This window comes from Cypionkella sp. (assembly GCF_034376685.1).
Lineage (GTDB): Bacteria > Pseudomonadota > Alphaproteobacteria > Rhodobacterales > Rhodobacteraceae > Cypionkella.
Genome location: NZ_JAXMJJ010000064.1, coordinates 35,501 through 54,147, shown reverse-complemented (window position 1 = coordinate 54,147; position 18,647 = coordinate 35,501). Strand labels below are relative to the sequence as shown.

Annotated in this window: 16 protein-coding genes, 1 tRNA gene and 1 riboswitch; of the genes, 9 read left to right on the top strand and 8 right to left on the bottom strand. The window is 61.9% G+C overall.

Going from position 1 to position 18,647, the window contains the following annotated elements:
- The first annotated feature begins 35 nt into the window (after nucleotides 1-35).
- The 3 genes from U1A24_RS12675 to U1A24_RS12665 all read left to right on the top strand — a co-directional run bounded on the left by U1A24_RS12675 (nucleotide 36) and on the right by U1A24_RS12665 (nucleotide 2,889).
- Nucleotides 36-111, top strand: a tRNA-Lys gene (locus U1A24_RS12675).
- A gap of 174 nt (nucleotides 112-285) precedes the next feature.
- Nucleotides 286-486: riboswitch (cobalamin riboswitch) on the top strand.
- 69 nt (nucleotides 487-555) lie between these two features.
- Nucleotides 556-1,794 (top strand): aromatic ring-hydroxylating dioxygenase subunit alpha, encoded by a 1,239-nt coding sequence (locus U1A24_RS12670; protein ID WP_322322332.1) that lies wholly within the window; start codon nucleotides 556-558, stop codon nucleotides 1,792-1,794.
- 3 nt (nucleotides 1,795-1,797) lie between these two features.
- Nucleotides 1,798-2,889, top strand: a complete 1,092-nt coding sequence (locus tag U1A24_RS12665) for a hybrid-cluster NAD(P)-dependent oxidoreductase (RefSeq protein ID WP_322322331.1) — start codon at nucleotides 1,798-1,800, stop codon at nucleotides 2,887-2,889.
- 221 nt (nucleotides 2,890-3,110) lie between these two features.
- On the opposite strand, the gene U1A24_RS12660 is transcribed toward U1A24_RS12665, so the two are convergent.
- The 8 genes from U1A24_RS12660 to urtA form a co-directional block, all read right to left on the bottom strand.
- Nucleotides 3,111-3,506: a phage holin family protein gene (locus U1A24_RS12660; RefSeq protein WP_322322330.1), complete on the bottom strand. Its 396-nt coding sequence runs from the start codon at nucleotides 3,504-3,506 to the stop codon at nucleotides 3,111-3,113.
- A complete protein-coding gene (locus U1A24_RS12655) occupies nucleotides 3,507-3,821 on the bottom strand; it encodes a glycine zipper domain-containing protein (protein WP_322322329.1) in 315 nt (104 codons plus the stop codon). It abuts the gene before it with no gap.
- 10 nt (nucleotides 3,822-3,831) lie between these two features.
- Complete coding sequence (locus U1A24_RS12650; protein ID WP_322322328.1) at nucleotides 3,832-5,733, bottom strand: AI-2E family transporter; 1,902 nt, start codon at nucleotides 5,731-5,733, stop codon at nucleotides 3,832-3,834.
- Nucleotides 5,734-5,835: 102 nt separating this feature from the next.
- On the bottom strand, nucleotides 5,836-6,534 hold the full coding sequence (urtE, locus tag U1A24_RS12645) for an urea ABC transporter ATP-binding subunit UrtE (RefSeq protein WP_322322327.1): 699 nt from the start codon (nucleotides 6,532-6,534) through the stop codon (nucleotides 5,836-5,838).
- On the bottom strand, nucleotides 6,531-7,274 hold the full coding sequence (urtD, locus tag U1A24_RS12640; RefSeq protein WP_322322326.1) for an urea ABC transporter ATP-binding protein UrtD: 744 nt from the start codon (nucleotides 7,272-7,274) through the stop codon (nucleotides 6,531-6,533). Before urtD ends, urtE begins: the two co-directional genes overlap by 4 nt.
- Nucleotides 7,271-8,494, bottom strand: coding sequence for an urea ABC transporter permease subunit UrtC (gene urtC, locus U1A24_RS12635; RefSeq protein WP_322322325.1), 1,224 nt, complete (start codon nucleotides 8,492-8,494; stop codon nucleotides 7,271-7,273). Before urtC ends, urtD begins: the two co-directional genes overlap by 4 nt.
- A 286-nt stretch (nucleotides 8,495-8,780) precedes the next feature.
- A complete protein-coding gene (gene urtB, locus U1A24_RS12630; RefSeq protein ID WP_322322324.1) occupies nucleotides 8,781-10,712 on the bottom strand; it encodes an urea ABC transporter permease subunit UrtB in 1,932 nt (643 codons plus the stop codon).
- A 53-nt stretch (nucleotides 10,713-10,765) separates the two neighbouring features.
- Nucleotides 10,766-12,052 (bottom strand): urea ABC transporter substrate-binding protein, encoded by a 1,287-nt coding sequence (urtA, locus tag U1A24_RS12625; RefSeq protein ID WP_322322323.1) that lies wholly within the window; start codon nucleotides 12,050-12,052, stop codon nucleotides 10,766-10,768.
- 406 nt (nucleotides 12,053-12,458) lie between these two features.
- On the opposite strand from urtA, the gene U1A24_RS12620 reads away from it, so the two are divergent.
- The 6 genes from U1A24_RS12620 to U1A24_RS12595 all read left to right on the top strand — a co-directional run bounded on the left by U1A24_RS12620 (nucleotide 12,459) and on the right by U1A24_RS12595 (nucleotide 18,646).
- Nucleotides 12,459-13,574, top strand: a complete 1,116-nt coding sequence (locus U1A24_RS12620) for a serine hydrolase domain-containing protein (RefSeq protein WP_322322322.1) — start codon at nucleotides 12,459-12,461, stop codon at nucleotides 13,572-13,574.
- Between the two features lie 10 nt (nucleotides 13,575-13,584).
- Complete coding sequence (locus tag U1A24_RS12615; RefSeq protein ID WP_322322321.1) at nucleotides 13,585-14,658, top strand: P1 family peptidase; 1,074 nt, start codon at nucleotides 13,585-13,587, stop codon at nucleotides 14,656-14,658.
- Entirely contained in the window at nucleotides 14,658-15,326 is a 669-nt protein-coding gene (locus U1A24_RS12610) for an HAD family hydrolase (protein ID WP_322322320.1), read from the top strand. Before U1A24_RS12615 ends, U1A24_RS12610 begins: the two co-directional genes overlap by 1 nt.
- Nucleotides 15,323-16,279, top strand: a complete 957-nt coding sequence (locus U1A24_RS12605; RefSeq protein WP_322322319.1) for a sugar-binding transcriptional regulator — start codon at nucleotides 15,323-15,325, stop codon at nucleotides 16,277-16,279. Before U1A24_RS12610 ends, U1A24_RS12605 begins: the two co-directional genes overlap by 4 nt.
- Nucleotides 16,280-16,384: 105 nt before the next feature.
- Complete coding sequence (locus tag U1A24_RS12600; RefSeq protein ID WP_322322318.1) at nucleotides 16,385-17,695, top strand: sugar ABC transporter substrate-binding protein; 1,311 nt, start codon at nucleotides 16,385-16,387, stop codon at nucleotides 17,693-17,695.
- A gap of 81 nt (nucleotides 17,696-17,776) precedes the next feature.
- Nucleotides 17,777-18,646, top strand: a complete 870-nt coding sequence (locus U1A24_RS12595; protein ID WP_322322317.1) for a sugar ABC transporter permease — start codon at nucleotides 17,777-17,779, stop codon at nucleotides 18,644-18,646.
- The last annotated feature ends 1 nt before the right edge of the window (nucleotide 18,647 follow it).

The window sequence follows — 18,647 nt, the reverse complement described above, 5'->3', positions numbered from 1 at the left end:
CATCCGGCCCGCACCCTAATCAGCGCGGCAGTTGTGGGCCGGTAGCTCAGTTGGTAGAGCAGCTGACTTTTAATCAGCGGGTCACAGGTTCGAGTCCCGTCCGGCTCACCACCACAACTTAAGGCCCGACCGGAAACGGTTGGGCCTTTGTCATTTCCGGGTTTTGATCCTCTGCGGGGTGCCTGCGAATCGGGCGCTTGGGCTTGCGATCTGCGGTGAAAACATGCGGCGTCTTTGGCGTATCGGCAGGGGTCGCAAATAAGCTATCGCGACACGCGGGGCCGTGATTTATGAGCCTTGTAAGGTGCCACTCGCAAGGGTGGAGAATTGGGAAGCCGGTGCGATACCGGCGCTGCCCCCGCAACGGTGAAGAAACCTAAGGTGTGACAGGAGGCCACTGGAGCGCATGCTTTGGGAAGGTGTCACGCGGGGGGCGCAGGCCTCGGTTTCGCAGCCCGGAAACCAGCCTTGCACGGAATATGAAGCCCGGCCGGAGTACCTCCGGTCCGCCAATGCAACTGTCCGCGCGGGAGGCGTGGACCTACGAGGTGCCAGATGTTGAATCCCGCTGAAATCCACGCTGAATTGGCCGCACGCCGCAAGGATTACGCGCTGAGCCATGCGCTTTACTGCGATGAGGGCGTGTATAACGCCGATCTCGCGCAGATCTTTTACCGCGAGTGGCTGTTTGCCACCCCTGCCGCTGGCTTGCCGAAGGCCGGGGCGTTTGTGACGTTGCAGGTGGGTGCCTATCCGGTGGTGATCACGCGGGGCAATGACGGGATGATCCGGGCGTTCCACAACGTCTGTCGCCATCGTGGCCAGCGCTTGTGCGCTAAGGAAAGCGGGTCGGGGCCGAAGCTGGTCTGCCCATATCACCAGTGGACCTATGATCTGGACGGCAAGCTGCAATATGCCCGCGACATGCAGGAGGGGTTTGACCCTGCGGCGCATGGCTTGAAGAAGGTGCATTGCGTCGACTTGGGCGGGATGGTGTTTATCTGTTTGGCCCAAGTGCCGCCGCCGATTGCAGAATTGGCAAAGACGGCGATGACTTATCTCGCGCCTTCGGGGTTGAAGGATACCAAGGTGGCGTTTTCCTCGACCATCGTCGAGAACGGCAACTGGAAGCTGGTGATCGAGAACAACCGCGAGTGCTATCACTGTGGCGGCTCGCATCCGTCGTTGTGCCGGACGTTCTCGGACAATCCGAAGATCGGCGCGATGAATGGGCCGAATGAGGCCAGTGATGAGATTCTGGCGCATTGGACGCGGTGTGAGGCGGCGGGGCTGCCGTCGCGCTTTACCCATGACAAGGCGATGCAGTGGCGGTTGGCACGGGTGCCGTTGTTGAACAACGCCGAGAGCTACACGATGGACACCAAGGCGGCGGTGGCGAAGCGGATCGGCACGATGCCGTTCAACGATGCGGGTAGCTTGCTGTTTTACCACTATCCGAACACCTGGAACCACTTCCTTGGCGATCATGCGATCACGTTCCGGGTGCTGCCGATCTCTGCCACCGAGACTCAGGTGACGACGACCTGGCTGGTGCATAAGGATGCGGTTGAGGGGGTGGATTATGACCTGCAAAACCTGACCGATGTTTGGATGCATACCAATGATGAGGATCGTCAGGTGGTGGAGGAGAACCAGAAGGGCATTCTGTCGCCTGCGTATGAGCCGGGTCCGTATTCGACGATTCAGGAAGAAGGCGTGATCCAGTTTGTCGATTGGTATTGCAAAACCATGACCGAACGCACGGCCCCGAAGCCCGCGATGGCGGCGGAGTAGAACATGGCGAAGAAAAGCCTGAACTGGGATGCAGCCCCCTGGAATGACAGCCAGATGCTGGAATGCGCGATGGTGGTGCCGGAGAATGACGACACCGCCAGTTTCACCTTTCGCGCGCCGAATGGCGCTTGGTTTGACTACCAGCCGGGGCAGTTCATCACGTTGGACCTGCCGGTAGACCCGAAAAAGGGCGCGAAGGGCAATGTGCAGCGCACCTATACGATTTCGTCTTCGCCCTCACGGCCTCTGTCGATTTCGATCACGGTGAAGGCGCAGAGCACCTCGATTGGCACGCGCTGGATGCTGGATCATCTGAAGCCGGGGATGCAGATCAAGGCGTTCGGGCCGGCGGGGATTTTCAGCTTTCACCGCCATCCGGCGCAGAAATATCTGTTCATCTCGGCCGGGTCGGGGATCACGCCGATGATGTCGATGACGACCTGGGCGTGGGATTCCGGGCAGATGCCGGACATCGTGTTCGTGCATGCCGCCAAGCGCCCGTCTGAGATCATCTTCCGCGAGCGGTTGGAGCAGTTTGCCAACCGGGTGCCGGGGTTGCAGTTGCGCTTTACCGTTGAGGAGTCTGACCCGTTCCGGGCTTGGCCGGGGTTCCGCGGGCGGCTTTCGCAGATCATGCTGGGGTTGATGGCCCCGGATTATCTGGACCGTGAGGTGTTCTGCTGCGGGCCAGAGCCGTTCATGCAGGCGGTGCGCGAGATGTTGCAAAGCATCGGCTATGACATGGCGCATTATCATCAGGAGAGCTTTGGGCTGGCGGTGTCTACCGAGGCGGAGGCCCCGGTGCTGGATGATGTGTCGCCGGTGGATGGCGCAGTGGCGGAGATCACCTTTGCCGATAGCGGTGTGGTGGCGGCATGTGGCGAGACCGATACGGTTTTGGCGGTGGCGAAGCGGTCGGGGCTGAACATCCCGTCGGGCTGCACCTTTGGACTGTGCGGCACCTGCAAGGTCAAGAAGCTGTCGGGTGAAGTGCATATGGTGCACAACGGCGGGATCTCGGATGAGGACATTGCCGACGGGTATATTCTGGCCTGCTGTTCCAACCCGATGGGGAAGATTTCGGTGGCGGTTTAAGATTGGGTTCTGCCCGATTTGTTCGAAAACAAATCGGGCCGCGCCTGCCTGCCCCCGGCAGGCGCGTTTCCGCGCCAGCCCAGTCAGGCGCGCCCCGATTTCCCTAAGTCAGTTTGTTGCACGACACCCCTTGCTCAACGGCGTTCCGCCTTGTGAGCAACGAACCGGAAAACTCTGCCCCGCAGAGTTTTCTTTCGGTTCGGGTTCCTATGCCAGACGCGCTATTCCTTCGGCTTGCCGCCCAAAAACATCCCCAGCAGCGCCGCACCCAAAGCGGGCCCCAGCAGCGTGAACAGGCTGGCCTCGGCGTTATGGGTTTTCAACTCGGTCAGCAGAGCTTGGGCTGCCGGTGATTGCAGCGGGCTGGCGGTACGGAGTTTGGCACGGGCCAGCAGGGCGAAGATCAGCGCCAGCACAAGACCTGCACCACCGATCAGCAGGGCAGCACCAATTGGGCCAAGCAGATGCGCCAGCCAGATCCACAGCGCGGCGGCAAAGCCGATCAGCGCGATGATGGCAAATACCACGGCGGCGGCGAACAGCGCCGAGGCCTGCGCCAGACGCCGCACCGCATGGGCCAGCGCAAGGCGCGCGGCAAGGCTGAGCAGGGCCAGCATCTAGCGCCGCCCCCACAGCAGGCCCAGCAACAGGCCGATGCCGCCCGCCAGCGCCAGCGCCTGCCAGGGATTGCGGCGGGCATGTTCGGTCAGTTCCGCCAGCTTTGCCTCGGCGGTTTCGCCGACATCGGCCAGCCGTGCGGCTCCGTCTTGGCGTAGCGCCTCGGCCTTTTGCGCCAGACCGGCGCGCAGGGTTTCGGCGCTGGTTTGGCTGAGATCGCTGAGCGTGGAGGCGAAATGGGCGATATCGGCGCGCAGGGCGGCGATCTGCGCCTCTAGCCGTGCAAGATCTTGATCAGTATCAGCTTTTGACATGGCATCCTCTTCAGGCTGTGGCCTTGGTGCGTCTGCGGGCGACCACGCGGGCGGCAGGTTTGGTGGTTTCGGCTAAGGGTTTAGCGGGGCTGCGCTGCCAGACGGCATCCATCGCGGCCTCGAGACTGGTGACGGCGAAATCGGCACCGATCTCTTCCGCCTCGGCTAGTTTTGCTGGGGATACCGCATGCAGGTGGCGCAGACCTGCAGCGCTGTCGGCCAGATCGCCGGGCATCTGCAGGATTACCACGCCGACGCGCAGATGCGGTGCCGCACGTTTGATCCGGCGCACATGCAGCAGTGAGGCGCGGGCAGGGCGGGGATCAAGATAGCACAGCAGCAGGCAATCGGTGTCGGCGGTCTCCAGCGCGGCAAGCCGCGAGGGGGCCAGATCAAGATGCGGCGAGAACCGCGCCGCAGCGCCTTCGGTTTGCAGCACCTGCGCCAGAACGGCGGCGGCAACATCATCCAGCGACGAGCGCCCGCCGACCACGCCCACACGCAGGCCGAGACCGGGGAGAGCGTCTTCGGTGGGGGCATCACGTTCGGCCTGCATCTCGGCCTCAAGGTCTTTGACAACGGCATGGGCGACGGTGGCGAGACGGTTCTGCTGGTCAGGCGTCAGCACGCCACGCTCGCTGTCATCTTGCGCCAGCAGCAGCGCGGGGATCATCGTGGTTTGGTGGTAGTCGACAACGTCTACCTCCTCCAGCGCCTCGGTTGCGCCGAAGGTCGCCTCTATCGCATCGCCCGCCAGCATCCGCTGGTAGAGTTTGGAATGGGCGGCCAGCACGGGTTCATCTCCAAACAGGATGTCGAACAACGCGAATTGCGGGATATGGCGGCCGAGGACCACAAGGCAGACGGTGAGCGGGGTAGAGAGGATCAGACCGAGAGGCCCCCAGAGGAAGGTCCAGAAGATCGCCGCGACGATGATGGCCAGCGGGCTGACGCCGGTGCGCGAGCCGTAGAGCCAAGGCTCGATGATGTTAGAGGTGATCAGCTCTATCGTGATGAACAGCGCCCCGGTCCACAGCACGGCGGACCAATCGGGTGCCACGGCGAAGGCCAGAAACAGCGGGAAGGCGGCGGCAAGGGCCGAGCCGATATAGGGCACGAAGCGCAACACGAGGGTCAACAAGCCCCACAGCACGGGGTTTGGCACGCCGATGAAATACAGCCCGACGCCGATCGGGACAGCGTAGATCGTGTTGACCAGCAACTGCACCAGAAGGTAGTTGGCGACGCGACCGCCGGCCTCCTCCAGCACTTGGGTGGTGCGATACAGGTCATTGGTGCCCACAAGGCGAATGAAGCGGTCGCGCAGGTCTTCGCGCTCCAGCAGCATGAAGATCACCACGACGATGACAAGGCCGATTGTGGCGATTGGGCTGACCAGCGGCAACACCAGATTTTCAAGGAAGGCCAAGGCATTGGAGGATTGCACCACCTCTACCGGCATTGGTTTGTCTGCGCCGGATGGCAGCGCCGCGCCAATTTCCGTGCTGATGGCGGTGATCATATCGAACAGGCGCGAGGCAAGGCCATTCTCGCCGCCCGTGTCTTTCAAGCCCTCGACTTTATGGATGATGTTGGACTGAAAGATCGGCAGATTTTGCGCGAGTTGCGCCAGTTGGCTGGCGACGACGAAAGAGAATACGGCGATCAGGCTGAAGGCCAAGGCGACAACGATCAGCACAGACCAGAGCAGAGGCAGGCCACGGCGGCGCAGTGCGGTGACGAGGGGTGACAGCGCGAAGGTGATCAGCATGGCGATGGCCAGCGGCACAAACACGTCTTGGGCGACGAACAGCACTGCGGCGACACCGACAACGGCGGTCAGCTGGCCAACAGTGATGCGTGTGGCACCGCCGATATGGGTAGGAAGTGGCGTCAGATCAGCCCCAGACATAAGTGCCCCTTTGGAACAGAATTGGCCAAGCCCAAAGGGGAGGCTGGCGGGCATGATGTCAAGCCTGTTGGCAAAACGCTGGGGGTTGAGATTGGTTCCCGGTCAGACCGAGACTTCGGCGCGCAGATCTTCGCGACTGAAATCGGCACGGGCACCGGATTTGGCAACGGCGCCGCGACGCAGGACATAGAAGTGGTCGGCGAGGTTGTAGGCGAAGTCGAAGTACTGCTCGACAAGGATGATCGCCATGTCGCCTTTGCCTTTCAGGTATTCGATGACGCGGCCGATTTGCTGGATGATGTTGGGCTGGATGCCCTCGGTCGGCTCGTCCAGCAGCAGCACTTTCGGGCGCATGATCATGGCGCGGGCGATGGCGAGTTGTTGTTGCTGGCCGCCGGAGAGGTCGCCGCCTCTGCGGGCGGTCATATCGCGGAGGACGGGGAACAGGTCGTAGATTTCCTGCGGGATTTTGTGGTCGGGTTTGGGGAGGAGAGCGAAGGCGGTTTCCAGGTTTTCTTTGACGGTGAGCAGCGGGAAGATCATCCGGCCTTGCGGCACAACGGCGAGGCCACGTTGGGCCATTTCTTGTGGGCGGAGTTTGCCTAAGGTTTCGCCGTCGAGTTCGACCGTTCCGGCAGAACGCATATGGGTGCCTGCGAGGGCTTTGAGGAATGAGGTTTTGCCGACGCCATTGGTGCCCATAATGCAGGTGACTTCACCGGCTTTGGCTGTGAAATCAATACCGTGCAGGATTTTTGATCCACCGTAATGCAGGGTCAGGCCTTGGGTTTTGATCATCATCCGCGCCCTAAATAAACGTCAATCACGTCTTTGTTTTTCGTCACATGGTCCAAGCTGCCTTCGGCCAGAACCGCGCCTTCGTGCAGCACTGTCACCCGGCAGTTCAGCCGACGCACGAATTCCATATCGTGTTCGACCACGACGACGGCGCGGGTTTTGGCGATGTCGATCAGCAGTTCGGTGGTCTTTTCACGCTCTGCCAGCGTCATGCCAGCGGCGGGTTCGTCGACCAGCAACAGGCGGGGCTCTTGCGCCAGCAGCATGGCGATTTCCAGCCATTGCTTTTGACCGTGGCTGAGTTCGCCTGCTTTGCGGGGTAGGTGATCGGCGAGACCGACTTGCTGCGCGAGAGCCTCGATGCGGGCATGGTCGGTGGGTTTGCTGCGCCAGCCCAACACCCGCCACGGGCTGCGGGCGGCTTTCAGGGCGAGGGTGAGGTTTTCGGTGACGGTTTGGTCTTCGAACACCGTCGGGCGCTGGAATTTGCGGCCCACGCCTGCGCGGGCGATTTTGGCTTCGGACAGTTTCAGCAGCGAGGCGGATTTCTCGCCAAAGGTGACGGTGCCAGAATCGGGTTTGGTTTTGCCGGTGACGATATCCATGAAGGTGGATTTGCCCGCACCATTGGGGCCGATGATGGCGCGGAGCTCGGCGGGGCCAATCGAGAATGTCAGGTTGTTGATGGCGCGGAAGCCATCGAAGCTGACGGTGACGCCGGAGACTTCGAGAAGTTGGCTCATTCCAGCGCCTCTTTCTCTTGCAGCGAGCCGTCATCGGGGCCAAGCGGCGCGCCTTTGCGGTCGGGTGCGTGCAGGCCTGTGAAGTAGTCGAACAAGCCGCCGATGCCTTTGGGGGCGAACAAGGTGACGCAGACGAAGGCGGCGCCGAGCAGGACTTGCCACCAATCGACCCAGTTGATTGTGGCGAAGCCAAGCGGGATTGAGGGCGCGCGGCCTCCGGTGAACCAGCTGGACAGCAGCGAGACCACGGCGGCACCGATGACCGCGCCGTAAAGACGGCCACGGCCCCCGATGGCGACCCAGACCGCGAGGTAGATCGAAGCGATGGGGGCGAGTTCGGCGGGGTTGATGATGCCAGCTTGCGGGTAATAGAGCGCACCTGCGAGGGCGACGATGACGGCGGTGAGGGTGAAGACGAACAGCTTGTAGCCTTCAACTGAATAGCCGAGGAAGCGCACGCGGGCCTCGTCATCGCGGATGGCGCGGATGACGGAGCCGAATTTGCCGGAGACGATCCAGCTTAGGGTGAAGTAGGCGAGGCCTAGGGCGGCGGCGGAGGCCCAGAAGAACCACAGGCTGATGCTGTCTTGGCTGACCGCGTCAAGGCCGGGGAGGTTTTGCAGGCCGGAAAGGCCGTTGTTGCCGCGTAGGCCGCTGTCGTTCTGAAACAGGTAAAGCGCGAGGGCGAGGGTCATCGCTTGGGTCAGGATCGAGAGGTAAACTCCGGTGACGCGGCTGCGGAAGGCGAGCCAGCCGAAGATCAGCGCCAAGAGGCCGGGCAGGGCTACGACGAGGATCAGTTGCAGCGGCAGGCTGTGGGCGAAGCTCCAGATCGTGGGCAGATCGGAGGCTCCGACGACGCCGAAGATTTGGCTGGCGATGCCTTGCTGGATTTCCTCGGGCGTGGCGGGCAGGCCGGAGTTCATCAGCGAGGCTATGACGATTTCCTCGGTGCGGGCATACATCAGCCACATGCCGATCATGTAGCCGCCGAGGGCGAAAAACGCCATGTGGCCGAGGGACAGGATGCCCGCGTAGCCCCAGATCAGATCCATCGCGAGGGCGGCGAGGCAGAGGCAGAGGGTTTTGCCGAGGGTTTTCACGAAGGAGGTCGACATCAGGCCGTAGTGGGCGGCGAGGGTGACGCAGATGGTGAATAGGGCCAGGCAGGTGATGAAGATCAAGAGCGACGGGGTGCGGGTGAGGAAAGAGCGGGTCATTGTTGCGCCCCTTCGTAGGCGATGTGCGGGATGGCAACAGGTTGGCGGGTGCCATTGCACCTGCCACGCGGTGAGGTTTGTGCGGGAACCCCGGTGGCCAAAGCCACCGGACAGCGCCTGACCTGCCCATGGCAGGCGCTTCTCGCCCGCCAGGTCAGGCGCTGTCCTCTGGCGGCTATTGCGGAAATGGTTTGCACCAAGGTTTCTGCGTGGTCGGGGCGAACTCTCCACCGGAGAGTTCGCTTTTCCCGGCCAGTCGCATCGAGGAAGATGTTGAATGGCATGATCAATCTCCTGCCGCGCGGCCTTTGAGGGCGATGATGCCTCTGGGGCGGAATTGGATGAACAGGATGATGAACAGGATCATGTAGGTTTGGGCGGCGAGGGTGTTCGACGGGTTGAGGAACTCGATCATTTTCTGGATGCCGCCGATCATGGTGGCCCCGGCCAGCGCCCCCCAGATGTTGCCGACGCCGCCGACAACCACGGTCATGAAGCTCTGCACGATATAGTCGGTGCCGAGTTCGGAGGTGACTTTGGCGAACAGGCCGATGGCGACGCCTGCGATGCCTGCGATGCCGGAACCGAGGCCGAAGGTCAGCATGTTGATGCGGTCGGGGTTGATGCCCATGCTTGCCGCCATAGTGGGGTTTTGGGTGACAGCGCGGACTTCGAGGCCCAGGCGGGTGCGTTTCATCAGCCAGAGGAAGAAGGTGAGAAACAGCAGGGCAAGGACGAAGATGGCGATGCGGATGTAGCTGATCGAGACCACGTCATTGAAGCTGAGCGCGCCGTCGAGCCATGCCGGGGAGGTCAGCGGGCGGGCTTGGGTGCCGAAGACGTTTTTCAGGATTTGTTGCAGGGCGATCGAGATGCCGAAAGTTGCCAGAAGCGTTTCGAGCGGGCGTTTGTAGAGGTGGCGGATGATCAGGCGCTCCATCGCGACGCCTGCGGCGAAGGTGACGGCGAAGGCCAGCGGCAGGGCGATCAGGATCGAGGCGGTGTAGTTGGGGACATAAAGCTGCACGACATAGCCAGTGTAGGCGCCCATGGTGATGAACTCGCCGTGGGCCATGTTGATCACGCCCATGACGCCGAAGGTGATGGCGAGGCCGATGGCGGCGAGGAAGTAGATTGACGCCAGCGAGAGGCCGTCAAGGGCAAGGTCGGCGGCCTGCATGGCGGCGACTTTGTGGCCGATGGATTTGAGGGCGGCGGCGGCTGCTGTTGTGACGGCGGGGTCTGCTTCCGTGTAGATATCGTAGAAATGATGGGCTTTGAGGGCGGCGGTCGCCTCGTCATCGGTGGCGGCTTGTGGGACGGTGCCTGCAGATTCGAGCGCTGTGTAGGCGCGGTCGCGGGCGGCTTGGGTGTTGAGGTCGGCGAGGGGGACGCCGCCGACTTCGCCGTTGACGAGGTTGGCGATCAGGGCGGTGCGGGCGGCTTCTATGGTGAGGCGGGCGGAGGCGAGGTTGGCGGCGACAAGCAGGTCGTAAGCTTCGGTCTCGGTGATGTCGCGGCCGGGTTTTAACTCGCGGGCGATGTTGCTGGTGGGCGGTTCGGCTGCGGCGAGTTTGGTGGTGGCGAGAAGGGGGTTCAAAGCGCCGCGCAGATCAAGGCCGAGGTCTGCGCCGAAGCTGTCGATGGCTTTGATGCGGGCGTTCGAGTCCGGGTCAAAGCGCAGGGTGAGCAGGCGTTCGAGGCGCTGTTTCTGGGCTTTCAGCGTGGTGTCTGGTTCATTGGTGATGGCGGCGCGCAGTGGGGCGAGGGCCTCGGGCTTTGGATCTTTGGCGATGGAATCCAAGGCTGCGGCGCGTTTGACCGCATCAGGGTCAGACAGGGTGAATTGCACCAAGGCGGTGGCGATCATGCCGCGTACGCCTGCGTTGGGTTTCAGCTCGGTGATGTCGGATTTGGCGGCTTGGCCTGCGGCGGCGCCGGTCAGGTCGCGCAGGGCGTAGCCGTCGGCATTTGGGGTGATCAGGAAGAAGACGCCGTCGGATTTGCGGATGCCGAGGCCTTTTTCAGCCCATGCCGCAAGGATCGCGCTGGCTGCCGGGTCACCGCTGGCCCCCAAAGCGTCAATCACCGGGGCGATGGTCTGGCGCGAGGCTTTCTCGACCAAAGCCGTGTTGGCGGTAAGGATTTCAGCGGCGGTTTCGGCGCGCAAGGGGGCGGCGCAAATCAGCGCCAGAACGCAGGCCAGCAGGTAGCGCATGGGGAATTTCCGGTGGGGAGGGGGGGGAGGGGCCAGTGGCCCCTCCGCATTCGTCAGTAGTTCGACTTCAACTGCACGCAGGTTTTGGTTTCTTTGTTATACATGCCGCATTTCAGGTCTTTCCAATCGGCTTCCAGCACTGCGGATTCCGGCAGGAAATCGGTCCAGGCGTCGCCCGGAACCGGTTCGGTCTGAGAGATGATGTCGAATTGACCGTCGGCGCGAATCTCGCCGATCAGCACGGGTTTGGTCAGGTGGTGGTTCGGCAGCATCTCGGCCACGGTCCCGGTCAGGTTTGGGAATTTCTGGCCGATCATCGCATCCGACACCGCGTCAACGGCGGTGGTGCCTGCGGCGGTGACCGCATTCACCCACATGTTGAAGCCGATGTAATGCGCTTCCATCGGGTCGTTGGTCGGGCGTTTTTCGTCTTTGATATAGGCGTGCCACTGCTCGATAAAGGCTTTGTTTTCTGGGGTATCGGCGGACATGAAGTAGTTCCATGCGGCCAAGTGACCGACGAGGTTCGAGGTATCGAGGCCCGCGAGTTCTTCTTCACCCACCGAGAAGGCGCAGACGGGGAGTTTGTCAGCCGTCACGCCAGCGGCGGCGAGTTCTTTGTAAAAGCCGATGTTGGCATCGCCGTTGATGGTGGAAATCACCCCGACTTTTTTGCCATCAGCGCCCAAAGCCACCACGTCGCCGACGATCTTCGACCAATCAGAATGGCCGAACGGGGTGTAGTTGACGAAGATATCCTCTTTGGCGATGCCTTTCGAGATCAGGTAAGCCTCAAGAATATTGTTGGTGGTGCGCGGGTAAACGTAGTCGGTGCCGAGCAGGGCGAATTTTTTGACGCCGAGTTCTTCAAGATAGTAATCCACCGCCGGGATCGCCTGTTGGTTTGGCGCAGCCCCGGTGTAGAACACGTTTTTCGAGGATTCCTCGCCTTCATATTGCACCGGGTAGAACAGCAGGCCGTTCAACTCTTCGATCACTGGCAGCACGGATTTGCGCGACACCGAGGTCCAGCAGCCGAACATCACGTCAACCTTGGACACCGTCAGCAGTTCGCGGGCTTTTTCGGCGAACAGCGGCCAATCCGAGGCCGGGTCGACCACGACGGCCTCCAACTGTTTGCCCAGCAGGCCGCCCTTAGCGTTTTGCGCCTCGATCAGCATCAGCATGGTGTCTTTCAGCGTGGTTTCCGAAATTGCCATCGTGCCCGACAGCGAGTGCAGCACGCCGATCTTGATGGTTTCTCCGGCAGCGAAGGCAATGCGCGGCAGGGCAAGCGAGGCGATGCCGGAAGCCAGTAGCGCGCGTCTGGTGAGTTTCATGTTACGTCCCCTGTTGGGCCCGCTCTGGCGCTTCCATTCAAGGGAAGAACGTCCATGATGAGAGGGCAGCTTTTGTTGCAAACGCGCGGTGGCGAGGCCGTCCAAAACCAATCGCTGCCGCACACCCTTTGCTTGAGCAGACCCAAGCTTTTGCAGAAAAGGCCGGGGGGGACGATGCGGCAACGGTCTTGCGCGGGAAGCCGCCGACAAAAGCGGATTGACTGGGCAGATGCCTGTTTTGCGGGCGTCGCGCGATGCTGCAGCGCAGAAAATGAGCAAGGTTATGTGGAATCGGCAGCAATCGCCGACGCAAAGCCGAAGGAAACCGACATTTGAGGTCGCGGGGCGGAATGGACGGCGGCTGCGGGCCGCCTATGCTGCGAGAAAATGGGCAGAGGGGACGGCGATGACGGTTCACGGGTTTACCACGGCAGAATTTGCGCCGTTGCGGGCAGCGTTCGAGGATTGCTTTGCGCTGGGGCAGCATGGTGGCTCGGTCGCGGTGGTGCATCGGGGGGCTTTGGTCGTCGAATTGTGGGGCGGGTCTGCGGATGCCGCGGCTACGCGGGCTTGGCAGCAGGATACGTTGGTGAATGTGTGGTCCTGCACCAAGGGCATTGCTGCAGTGGCGATGGCGATGTTGGTGGATCGGGGCCTTGTCGATTACGATCAGCCGATGGCGCGGTATTGGCCGGAGTTTGCGGCGGGCGGCAAGGGCGACATTACCCTGGGCGAGGCTTTGTCGCATCAGGGCGGCTTGGATGGTCTGTCGGTGCCGATGGATCTGGCGGGGCTGTATGCGGGGGCGCCCTATGCGCAGGCTCTGGCCGCGATGGCGCCGTTGTGGCCGCCGCGCAGTCGGTCGGTCTATCATGCAATTTCGCTGGGCGCTCTGGTGGCGGAGCCGTTGCGGCGGGTTTCGGGGCAGGGGTTTGGCAGATTTTTAGCGACGGAGATTGCAGCGCCGTTGGGGGCGGATATGTTTGTCGGTTTGCCTGAAGCCGAGGAGGCGCGGGTGGCTGAGGTGATCGAGGGGCGCGGGGTGATGGACGGCATTCGCGAGGTGCTGGGCTCTGCGCATCCAAACGCTTGGGAAAACCCGACGATCCGGCCAGTGGAGCCCAATACGCGGGCTTGGCGGGCGGCAGAGATTCCCGGGGCGAATGGGCAGGCGACGGCGAAGGCTTTGGCGCTGATCTATGGCGATTTGGTCTCGGGAGCATCGCGGCTGTTGTCGCCCGCTGCGTTGGCCGAGGCAACCAAGGTGCGCTTTCAGGGCGTCGATGCGGCGCATGGTGGCGAGGCGGCCTATGGCGCGGGCTTTGGGCTGATGCAGCAGGGCGCGCGGGCGGGGAGTTTTGGCCATTCGGGCTGGGGCGGCTGCTTTGGCTTTGCCGATCCGGGGGCGGGGTTTGGCATGGGCTACACCACCAACCACATGCTGGGCTTTGACGATGATATCGACCCGCGCCGCAAGCTGCTTGTCGAATGCGTTTACAGCGTGCTTGATGGGCTGAAGTAAGAGGTTCCTGATGAGCAAACCCCGCGCCCGCGCCCTTGGCCTGCCGTTTCCCGGAACCACTGGTCCGCTGAATGCCATCACCGATGTGGCAGGGGTCACAGTGGGCTTTACCACGTTGACCGATCCGGCGCGCCATGTGCGCACCGGGGTGACGGCGATCCGCCCCAGGGCTGACAAGGGCATTCCGGTGCCGGTTTGGGCCGGGCACTACGCGTTGAACGGCAATGGCGAGATGACGGGCACGCATTGGATCGACGATGCGGGCTATATGATTGGCCCGGTCTGTATCACCAACACGCATGGGGTGGGGGCGGTGCATCACGGGGTGACGCGCTGGATGATCGAGCATTACGCCGAGTTCTTTCAGGCCGATCATGGCTGGGCGATGCCGGTGGTGGCCGAGACCTATGACGGGGTGCTCAACGATATCAACGCGTTGCATGTCACCGCCGATGATGCCGTGGCGGCTTTGCTTGCAGCGCGCGGCGGTCCTGTCGGGGAGGGCTCGTGCGGCGGCGGCAATGGCATGATCGCCTATCAATTCAAGGCGGGGACGGGGACGTCGTCGCGGGTGTTTGAGATCGGCGGGCAGAGCTACACGATGGGGTGTCTGGTGCAGGCCAATCACGGGCGCAGGCTGGATTTTCAGGTGTTGGGAAAGCCTGTCGGCCAGTTGATGCCGGAGGGGGTGTTTGACCGGGGCTTGCCGCAAAAAGAGCTGGGGTCGATCATCGTGGTGCTGATCACCGACGCGCCTTTGTCGGGGTTGTCGCTGCGGCAGGTGGCGAAGCGCGCGGCGTTGGGGATTGGCCGGGGGGGCACGCCGGGGGGCAATTCGTCGGGCGATATTTTTCTGGCCTTGTCGGTGGCCAATCCGGGGCCGATGCCGCAGCGGGCGGGGGCGGTGCTGACGAAAACCGAGATCAATGGCGAGGCGATTGATCCTCTGTATCTGGCGGCGGTGCAATCGGTCGAAGAGGCGGTGGTGAATGCCATTGTGGCGGGCGAGGATGTGGCGACGTTCAAGCCCGCAGGCCATGTTGTGCCGGGCATCGACACCCGGCGGCTGGCCGCGTTGTTCTGATGTTTGATCTGGTGATCTTTGATTGCGACGGGGTGCTGATCGACAGCGAGATCATCTCGGCGCAGATGCTGATTGATGCACTGGCCGAACGTGGAGTGCAGATTGATCTGGCCTATGTCGCGCGGCATTTCCTTGGGCGGTCGTATCCCACGGTGATGAACACGATCCGTGAGGAATTCAATCTGACGCTGCCGCCGGATTTTGAGGAACAGTATCGCGCCCGCCTGTTGCAGCGGTTTGAACAGGAGCTGAAAATCATGCCGGGGGTGGCAGAGGTGATCGCGCAGATGGGCGTGCCCTATTGCATCGCCACCTCATCCAGCCCGATGCGGGCGGCAAAATCGCTGGACATGGTGGGGCTGGGGCATCTGGCGGGCGAACGGCTGTTCACCTCGACCCTAGTGGCGCGGGGCAAGCCTGCGCCGGATCTGTTCCTGTATGCGGCGCAGAAAATGGCGGTGGAGCCGGGGCGCTGTCTGGTGATCGAAGACAGTCTGACGGGCATTCGCGCCGGGTTGGCGGCAGGGATGCAGGTGTGGCGGTTTACGGGGGGCAGTCATCTAAAAGACCGGGCTTTGGATGAGCCCGAGGATGCCCGGCCGCACAACAGGTTTGCATCCTTCGCCGCGTTCTACGACATTGCCCCGGAGTTGAAGGGGCAAACATGAGCCGGACCGATCCAGAACCGACACTGAACGATGACGCCGCCCGTGCGGGCTGGCTGTATTATGTTGGTGGTTTGACGCAAGACCAGATCGCGACCGAATTGGGCGTCAGCCGTCAACGTGCGCAGCGGCTGGTCAGCCGGGCAATGGCGGATGGCTTGATTCATGTGCGGCTGAACCATCCGATTGGCGCCTGTCTGGATCTGGAGGCCGAACTGACCCGCCGCTTTGGCCTGTTGCGCTGTCGGGTGGCTCCAAGCCTTGGGCCGGGAACCGATGGGGTGCGGGCGATTGGGCCCGCGGCGGCGGCAGAGTTGGAGCGTTTCCTGCGGATGCCCGCACCTTTGGTGATCGGTTTGGGCACCGGGCGGGCGATGCGCGGCATGGTGGATGCAATCACCCCGATGGATGCCGACCAGCACCGTCTGGTGTCGCTGATCGGCAATATTGCCCCGGATGGCTCGGCCTCGTTCTTCGACGTGGTGATGCGGATTGCCGACAAGGTGCGCGCCCCGCATTATCCGATGCCGGTGCCGGTGATCAGCCCGACCCCGCAGGAAAACGCGGCGTTTCATGCGCTGGGTCCGGTGAAAAAGGTGGTCGATCTGGCGCGGGCGGCGGATGTGGTCTTTGTCGGCGTCGGCCAGATGAGCAATGACGCGCCCTTGCTGAAGGACGGATTCGTATCGCGCAGCGAGTTGGATGAGATGCAGGCGGCGGGTGCGGTGGGCGAAGTCGCGGGCTGGGTGTTCGACTCAAAGGGTGTTTACCTTGATGTTGGCACCAATACCCGCACCGGTGGTGTGCGGGTCGCGCCTGAGTTGGACCGGCCCTCGATCGGGATTGCTGCGGGTGCATCGAAGGTTCCGGCGATTGCAGGCGCGCTGAAGTCTAGAATTATCAACGGCTTGGTAACGGATGAGCCGACCGCGCTGGCATTGTTAAAGCGCCCATAATCTTTGCAGATGCGGCGGAAAAAGGGGCTTGACGGATCATGCCCTCATGTGAGCATTTACTCACTAAGCGATGAAATGCTCAATCGCTGATCTGGGAGGATACCAATGAACATGACGCTTCGCGCGCTGCTTGGCGCGACGGCTCTGCTTACCCTTGCGGGTCTTGCATCGGCCGAAACCACGATCACTGTCGCCACCGTGAACAACGGCGACATGATCCGTATGCAAGGGCTGATGGACGATTTCTACGCCAAGAACCCCGACATCAAAGTCGAGTGGGTCACGCTGGAAGAAAACGTGCTGCGCCAGAAAGTCACCACTGACATCGCCACCAAAGGCGGTCAGTTCGACGTGTTGACCATCGGCACCTATGAAGTTCCGATCTGGGGCAAATCGGGCTGGCTGGTCAGCCTGAACGATCTGCCGGAAGCCTGGGACAAAGCCGACCTGCTGCCTGCCATCGCGGGTGGTCTGACGGTGGACGGCGAGCTTTATGCCGCACCGTTCTACGGCGAATCCTCGATGGTGATGTACCGTAAGGATCTGATGGAAGCCGCTGGCCTGACCATGCCGGACGCGCCGACCTGGGCGGATATCAAAACCGCTGCCGAAAAGATGACCGACAAGTCGAAAGAGCAGTATGGCATCTGCCTGCGCGGCAAAGCCGGCTGGGGCGAGAACATGGCGTTCCTGAGCGCGATGTCGAACTCGTTCGGCGCCAAATGGTTTGATGAGGCCTGGAACCCGCAGTTCGATCAGCAGCCGTGGAAAGACACGCTGAACTTCTACCTTGATCTGATGAACAACTACGGCCCGCCCGGTGCGTCGAACAACGGCTTCAACGAAAACCTCGCTTTGTTCCAGCAGGGCCATTGCGGGATGTGGATCGACGCCACTGTTGCGGCGTCGTTTGTGACGGGTAAAGATTCGACGGTAGCGGACAAGGTTGGTTTCGCTCTGGCCCCCGACAATGGTCTGGGCAAGCGCGGCAACTGGCTTTGGGCTTGGTCGCTGGGGATCCCGGCTGGTTCGGCCAAGATTGATGCCGCCAAGGCTTTCGTAGCTTGGGCGACCTCGAAAGAATACACCGAGCTGGTGGCTTCGAAAGAAGGCTGGGCCAACGTGCCTCCGGGAACCCGGTCGTCGCTGTATGCGAACCCGGAATACCAGAAGGTGCCGTTCGCCCAGATGACTTTGGAGAGCATCAACTCGGCTGACCCGAACCAGCCGACAGTGGACCCGGTTCCCTACACCGGTGTGCAGTTTGTCGCGATCCCGGAGTTCCAGGGCTTTGCGACCGCTGTGGGCCAGCAGTTCTCGGCAGCTTTGGCTGGCACCAGCACGGCGGATGAAGCCTTGGCTGCGGCGCAAGAGCTGGTGAAGACTGAAATGACCAAGGCTGGTTACATCAAGTAACCTGCCCTCGCGGGGCCGATCCTCCCAAGGCGGCCCCGCACCCTTTCCCTTCCATCGTCACGCCCGCTGAAGGAGCCTCACATGGCCACCGCGCATTCCCGCACAGCCGCCCGACTGATGGTCTCCCCCGCCGTTATCCTGTTGTTTTTGTGGATGATCGTGCCGTTGGGGATGACGATCTACTTTTCGTTCCTGCGCTACAACCTGTTGACGCCGGGCACGTCTTTCGCGGGCTTTGATAACTATTACTACTTTGTCACCAATGCCGCTTTCTGGGATGCCCTGTTCAACACCATCACGCTGGTCGTGGGCGTGCTGATCATCACGGTGTTTGGCGGCATTGCGCTGGCCTTGCTGCTGGATCAGCCGATGTGGGGGCAAGGTATTGTCCGCGTGCTGGTGATCGCACCGTTCTTCGTGATGCCCACGGTCTCGGCGCTGGTCTGGAAGAACATGTTCATGAATCCGGTGAACGGCATGTTCGCGCATATCGCCAAGGCTTTCGGCTTGCAGCCCTATGATTTCCTGTCGCATGCGCCGCTGGCGTCGATCATCCTGATCGTGGCCTGGGCCTGGCTGCCATTCTCAACCCTGATCCTGCTGACCGCGCTGCAATCGTTGGACCGTGAGCAACAAGAAGCCGCCGAGATGGATGGCGCGTCGTGGCTGTCGCGGTTCTGGTATCTGACCGTGCCGCATCTGACGCGCTCGATCACCGTGGTCATTCTGATCCAGACCATCTTCTTGCTGTCGGTCTTTGCCGAAATTCTGGTCACCACCAACGGCGGCCCCGGCACAGCCAGCACCAACTTGCCCTACCTCGTCTATGCCCAGTCTTTGCTGAGCTTTGATGTGGGTGGCGGTTCCGCCGGGGGCATCATTGCCGTCATCCTCGCCAACATCGTTGCCTTCTTCCTGATGCGGATGATTGGCAAGAATCTGGACGCATGAA

Bases quoted from the DNA above. Each gene is read 5' to 3' on its own strand.
- U1A24_RS12670 (WP_322322332.1), top strand. From the start codon at position 556: ATGTTGAATCCCGCTGAAATCCACGCTGAATTGGCCGCACGCCGCAAG.
- U1A24_RS12595 (WP_322322317.1), top strand. From the start codon at position 17,777: ATGGCCACCGCGCATTCCCGCACAGCCGCCCGACTGATGGTCTCCCCC.
- urtC (WP_322322325.1), bottom strand. From the start codon at position 8,494: ATGACCCGCTCTTTCCTCACCCGCACCCCGTCGCTCTTGATCTTCATC.
- U1A24_RS12650 (WP_322322328.1), bottom strand. From the start codon at position 5,733: ATGTCTGGGGCTGATCTGACGCCACTTCCTACCCATATCGGCGGTGCC.
- U1A24_RS12610 (WP_322322320.1), top strand. From the start codon at position 14,658: ATGTTTGATCTGGTGATCTTTGATTGCGACGGGGTGCTGATCGACAGC.
- U1A24_RS12605 (WP_322322319.1), top strand. From the start codon at position 15,323: ATGAGCCGGACCGATCCAGAACCGACACTGAACGATGACGCCGCCCGT.
- U1A24_RS12655 (WP_322322329.1), bottom strand. From the start codon at position 3,821: ATGTCAAAAGCTGATACTGATCAAGATCTTGCACGGCTAGAGGCGCAG.
- urtB (WP_322322324.1), bottom strand. From the start codon at position 10,712: ATGCGCTACCTGCTGGCCTGCGTTCTGGCGCTGATTTGCGCCGCCCCC.
- urtE (WP_322322327.1), bottom strand. From the start codon at position 6,534: ATGATGATCAAAACCCAAGGCCTGACCCTGCATTACGGTGGATCAAAA.
- U1A24_RS12665 (WP_322322331.1), top strand. From the start codon at position 1,798: ATGGCGAAGAAAAGCCTGAACTGGGATGCAGCCCCCTGGAATGACAGC.
- U1A24_RS12620 (WP_322322322.1), top strand. From the start codon at position 12,459: ATGACGGTTCACGGGTTTACCACGGCAGAATTTGCGCCGTTGCGGGCA.
- U1A24_RS12600 (WP_322322318.1), top strand. From the start codon at position 16,385: ATGAACATGACGCTTCGCGCGCTGCTTGGCGCGACGGCTCTGCTTACC.
- urtD (WP_322322326.1), bottom strand. From the start codon at position 7,274: ATGAGCCAACTTCTCGAAGTCTCCGGCGTCACCGTCAGCTTCGATGGC.
- urtA (WP_322322323.1), bottom strand. From the start codon at position 12,052: ATGAAACTCACCAGACGCGCGCTACTGGCTTCCGGCATCGCCTCGCTT.
- U1A24_RS12615 (WP_322322321.1), top strand. From the start codon at position 13,585: ATGAGCAAACCCCGCGCCCGCGCCCTTGGCCTGCCGTTTCCCGGAACC.
- U1A24_RS12660 (WP_322322330.1), bottom strand. From the start codon at position 3,506: ATGCTGGCCCTGCTCAGCCTTGCCGCGCGCCTTGCGCTGGCCCATGCG.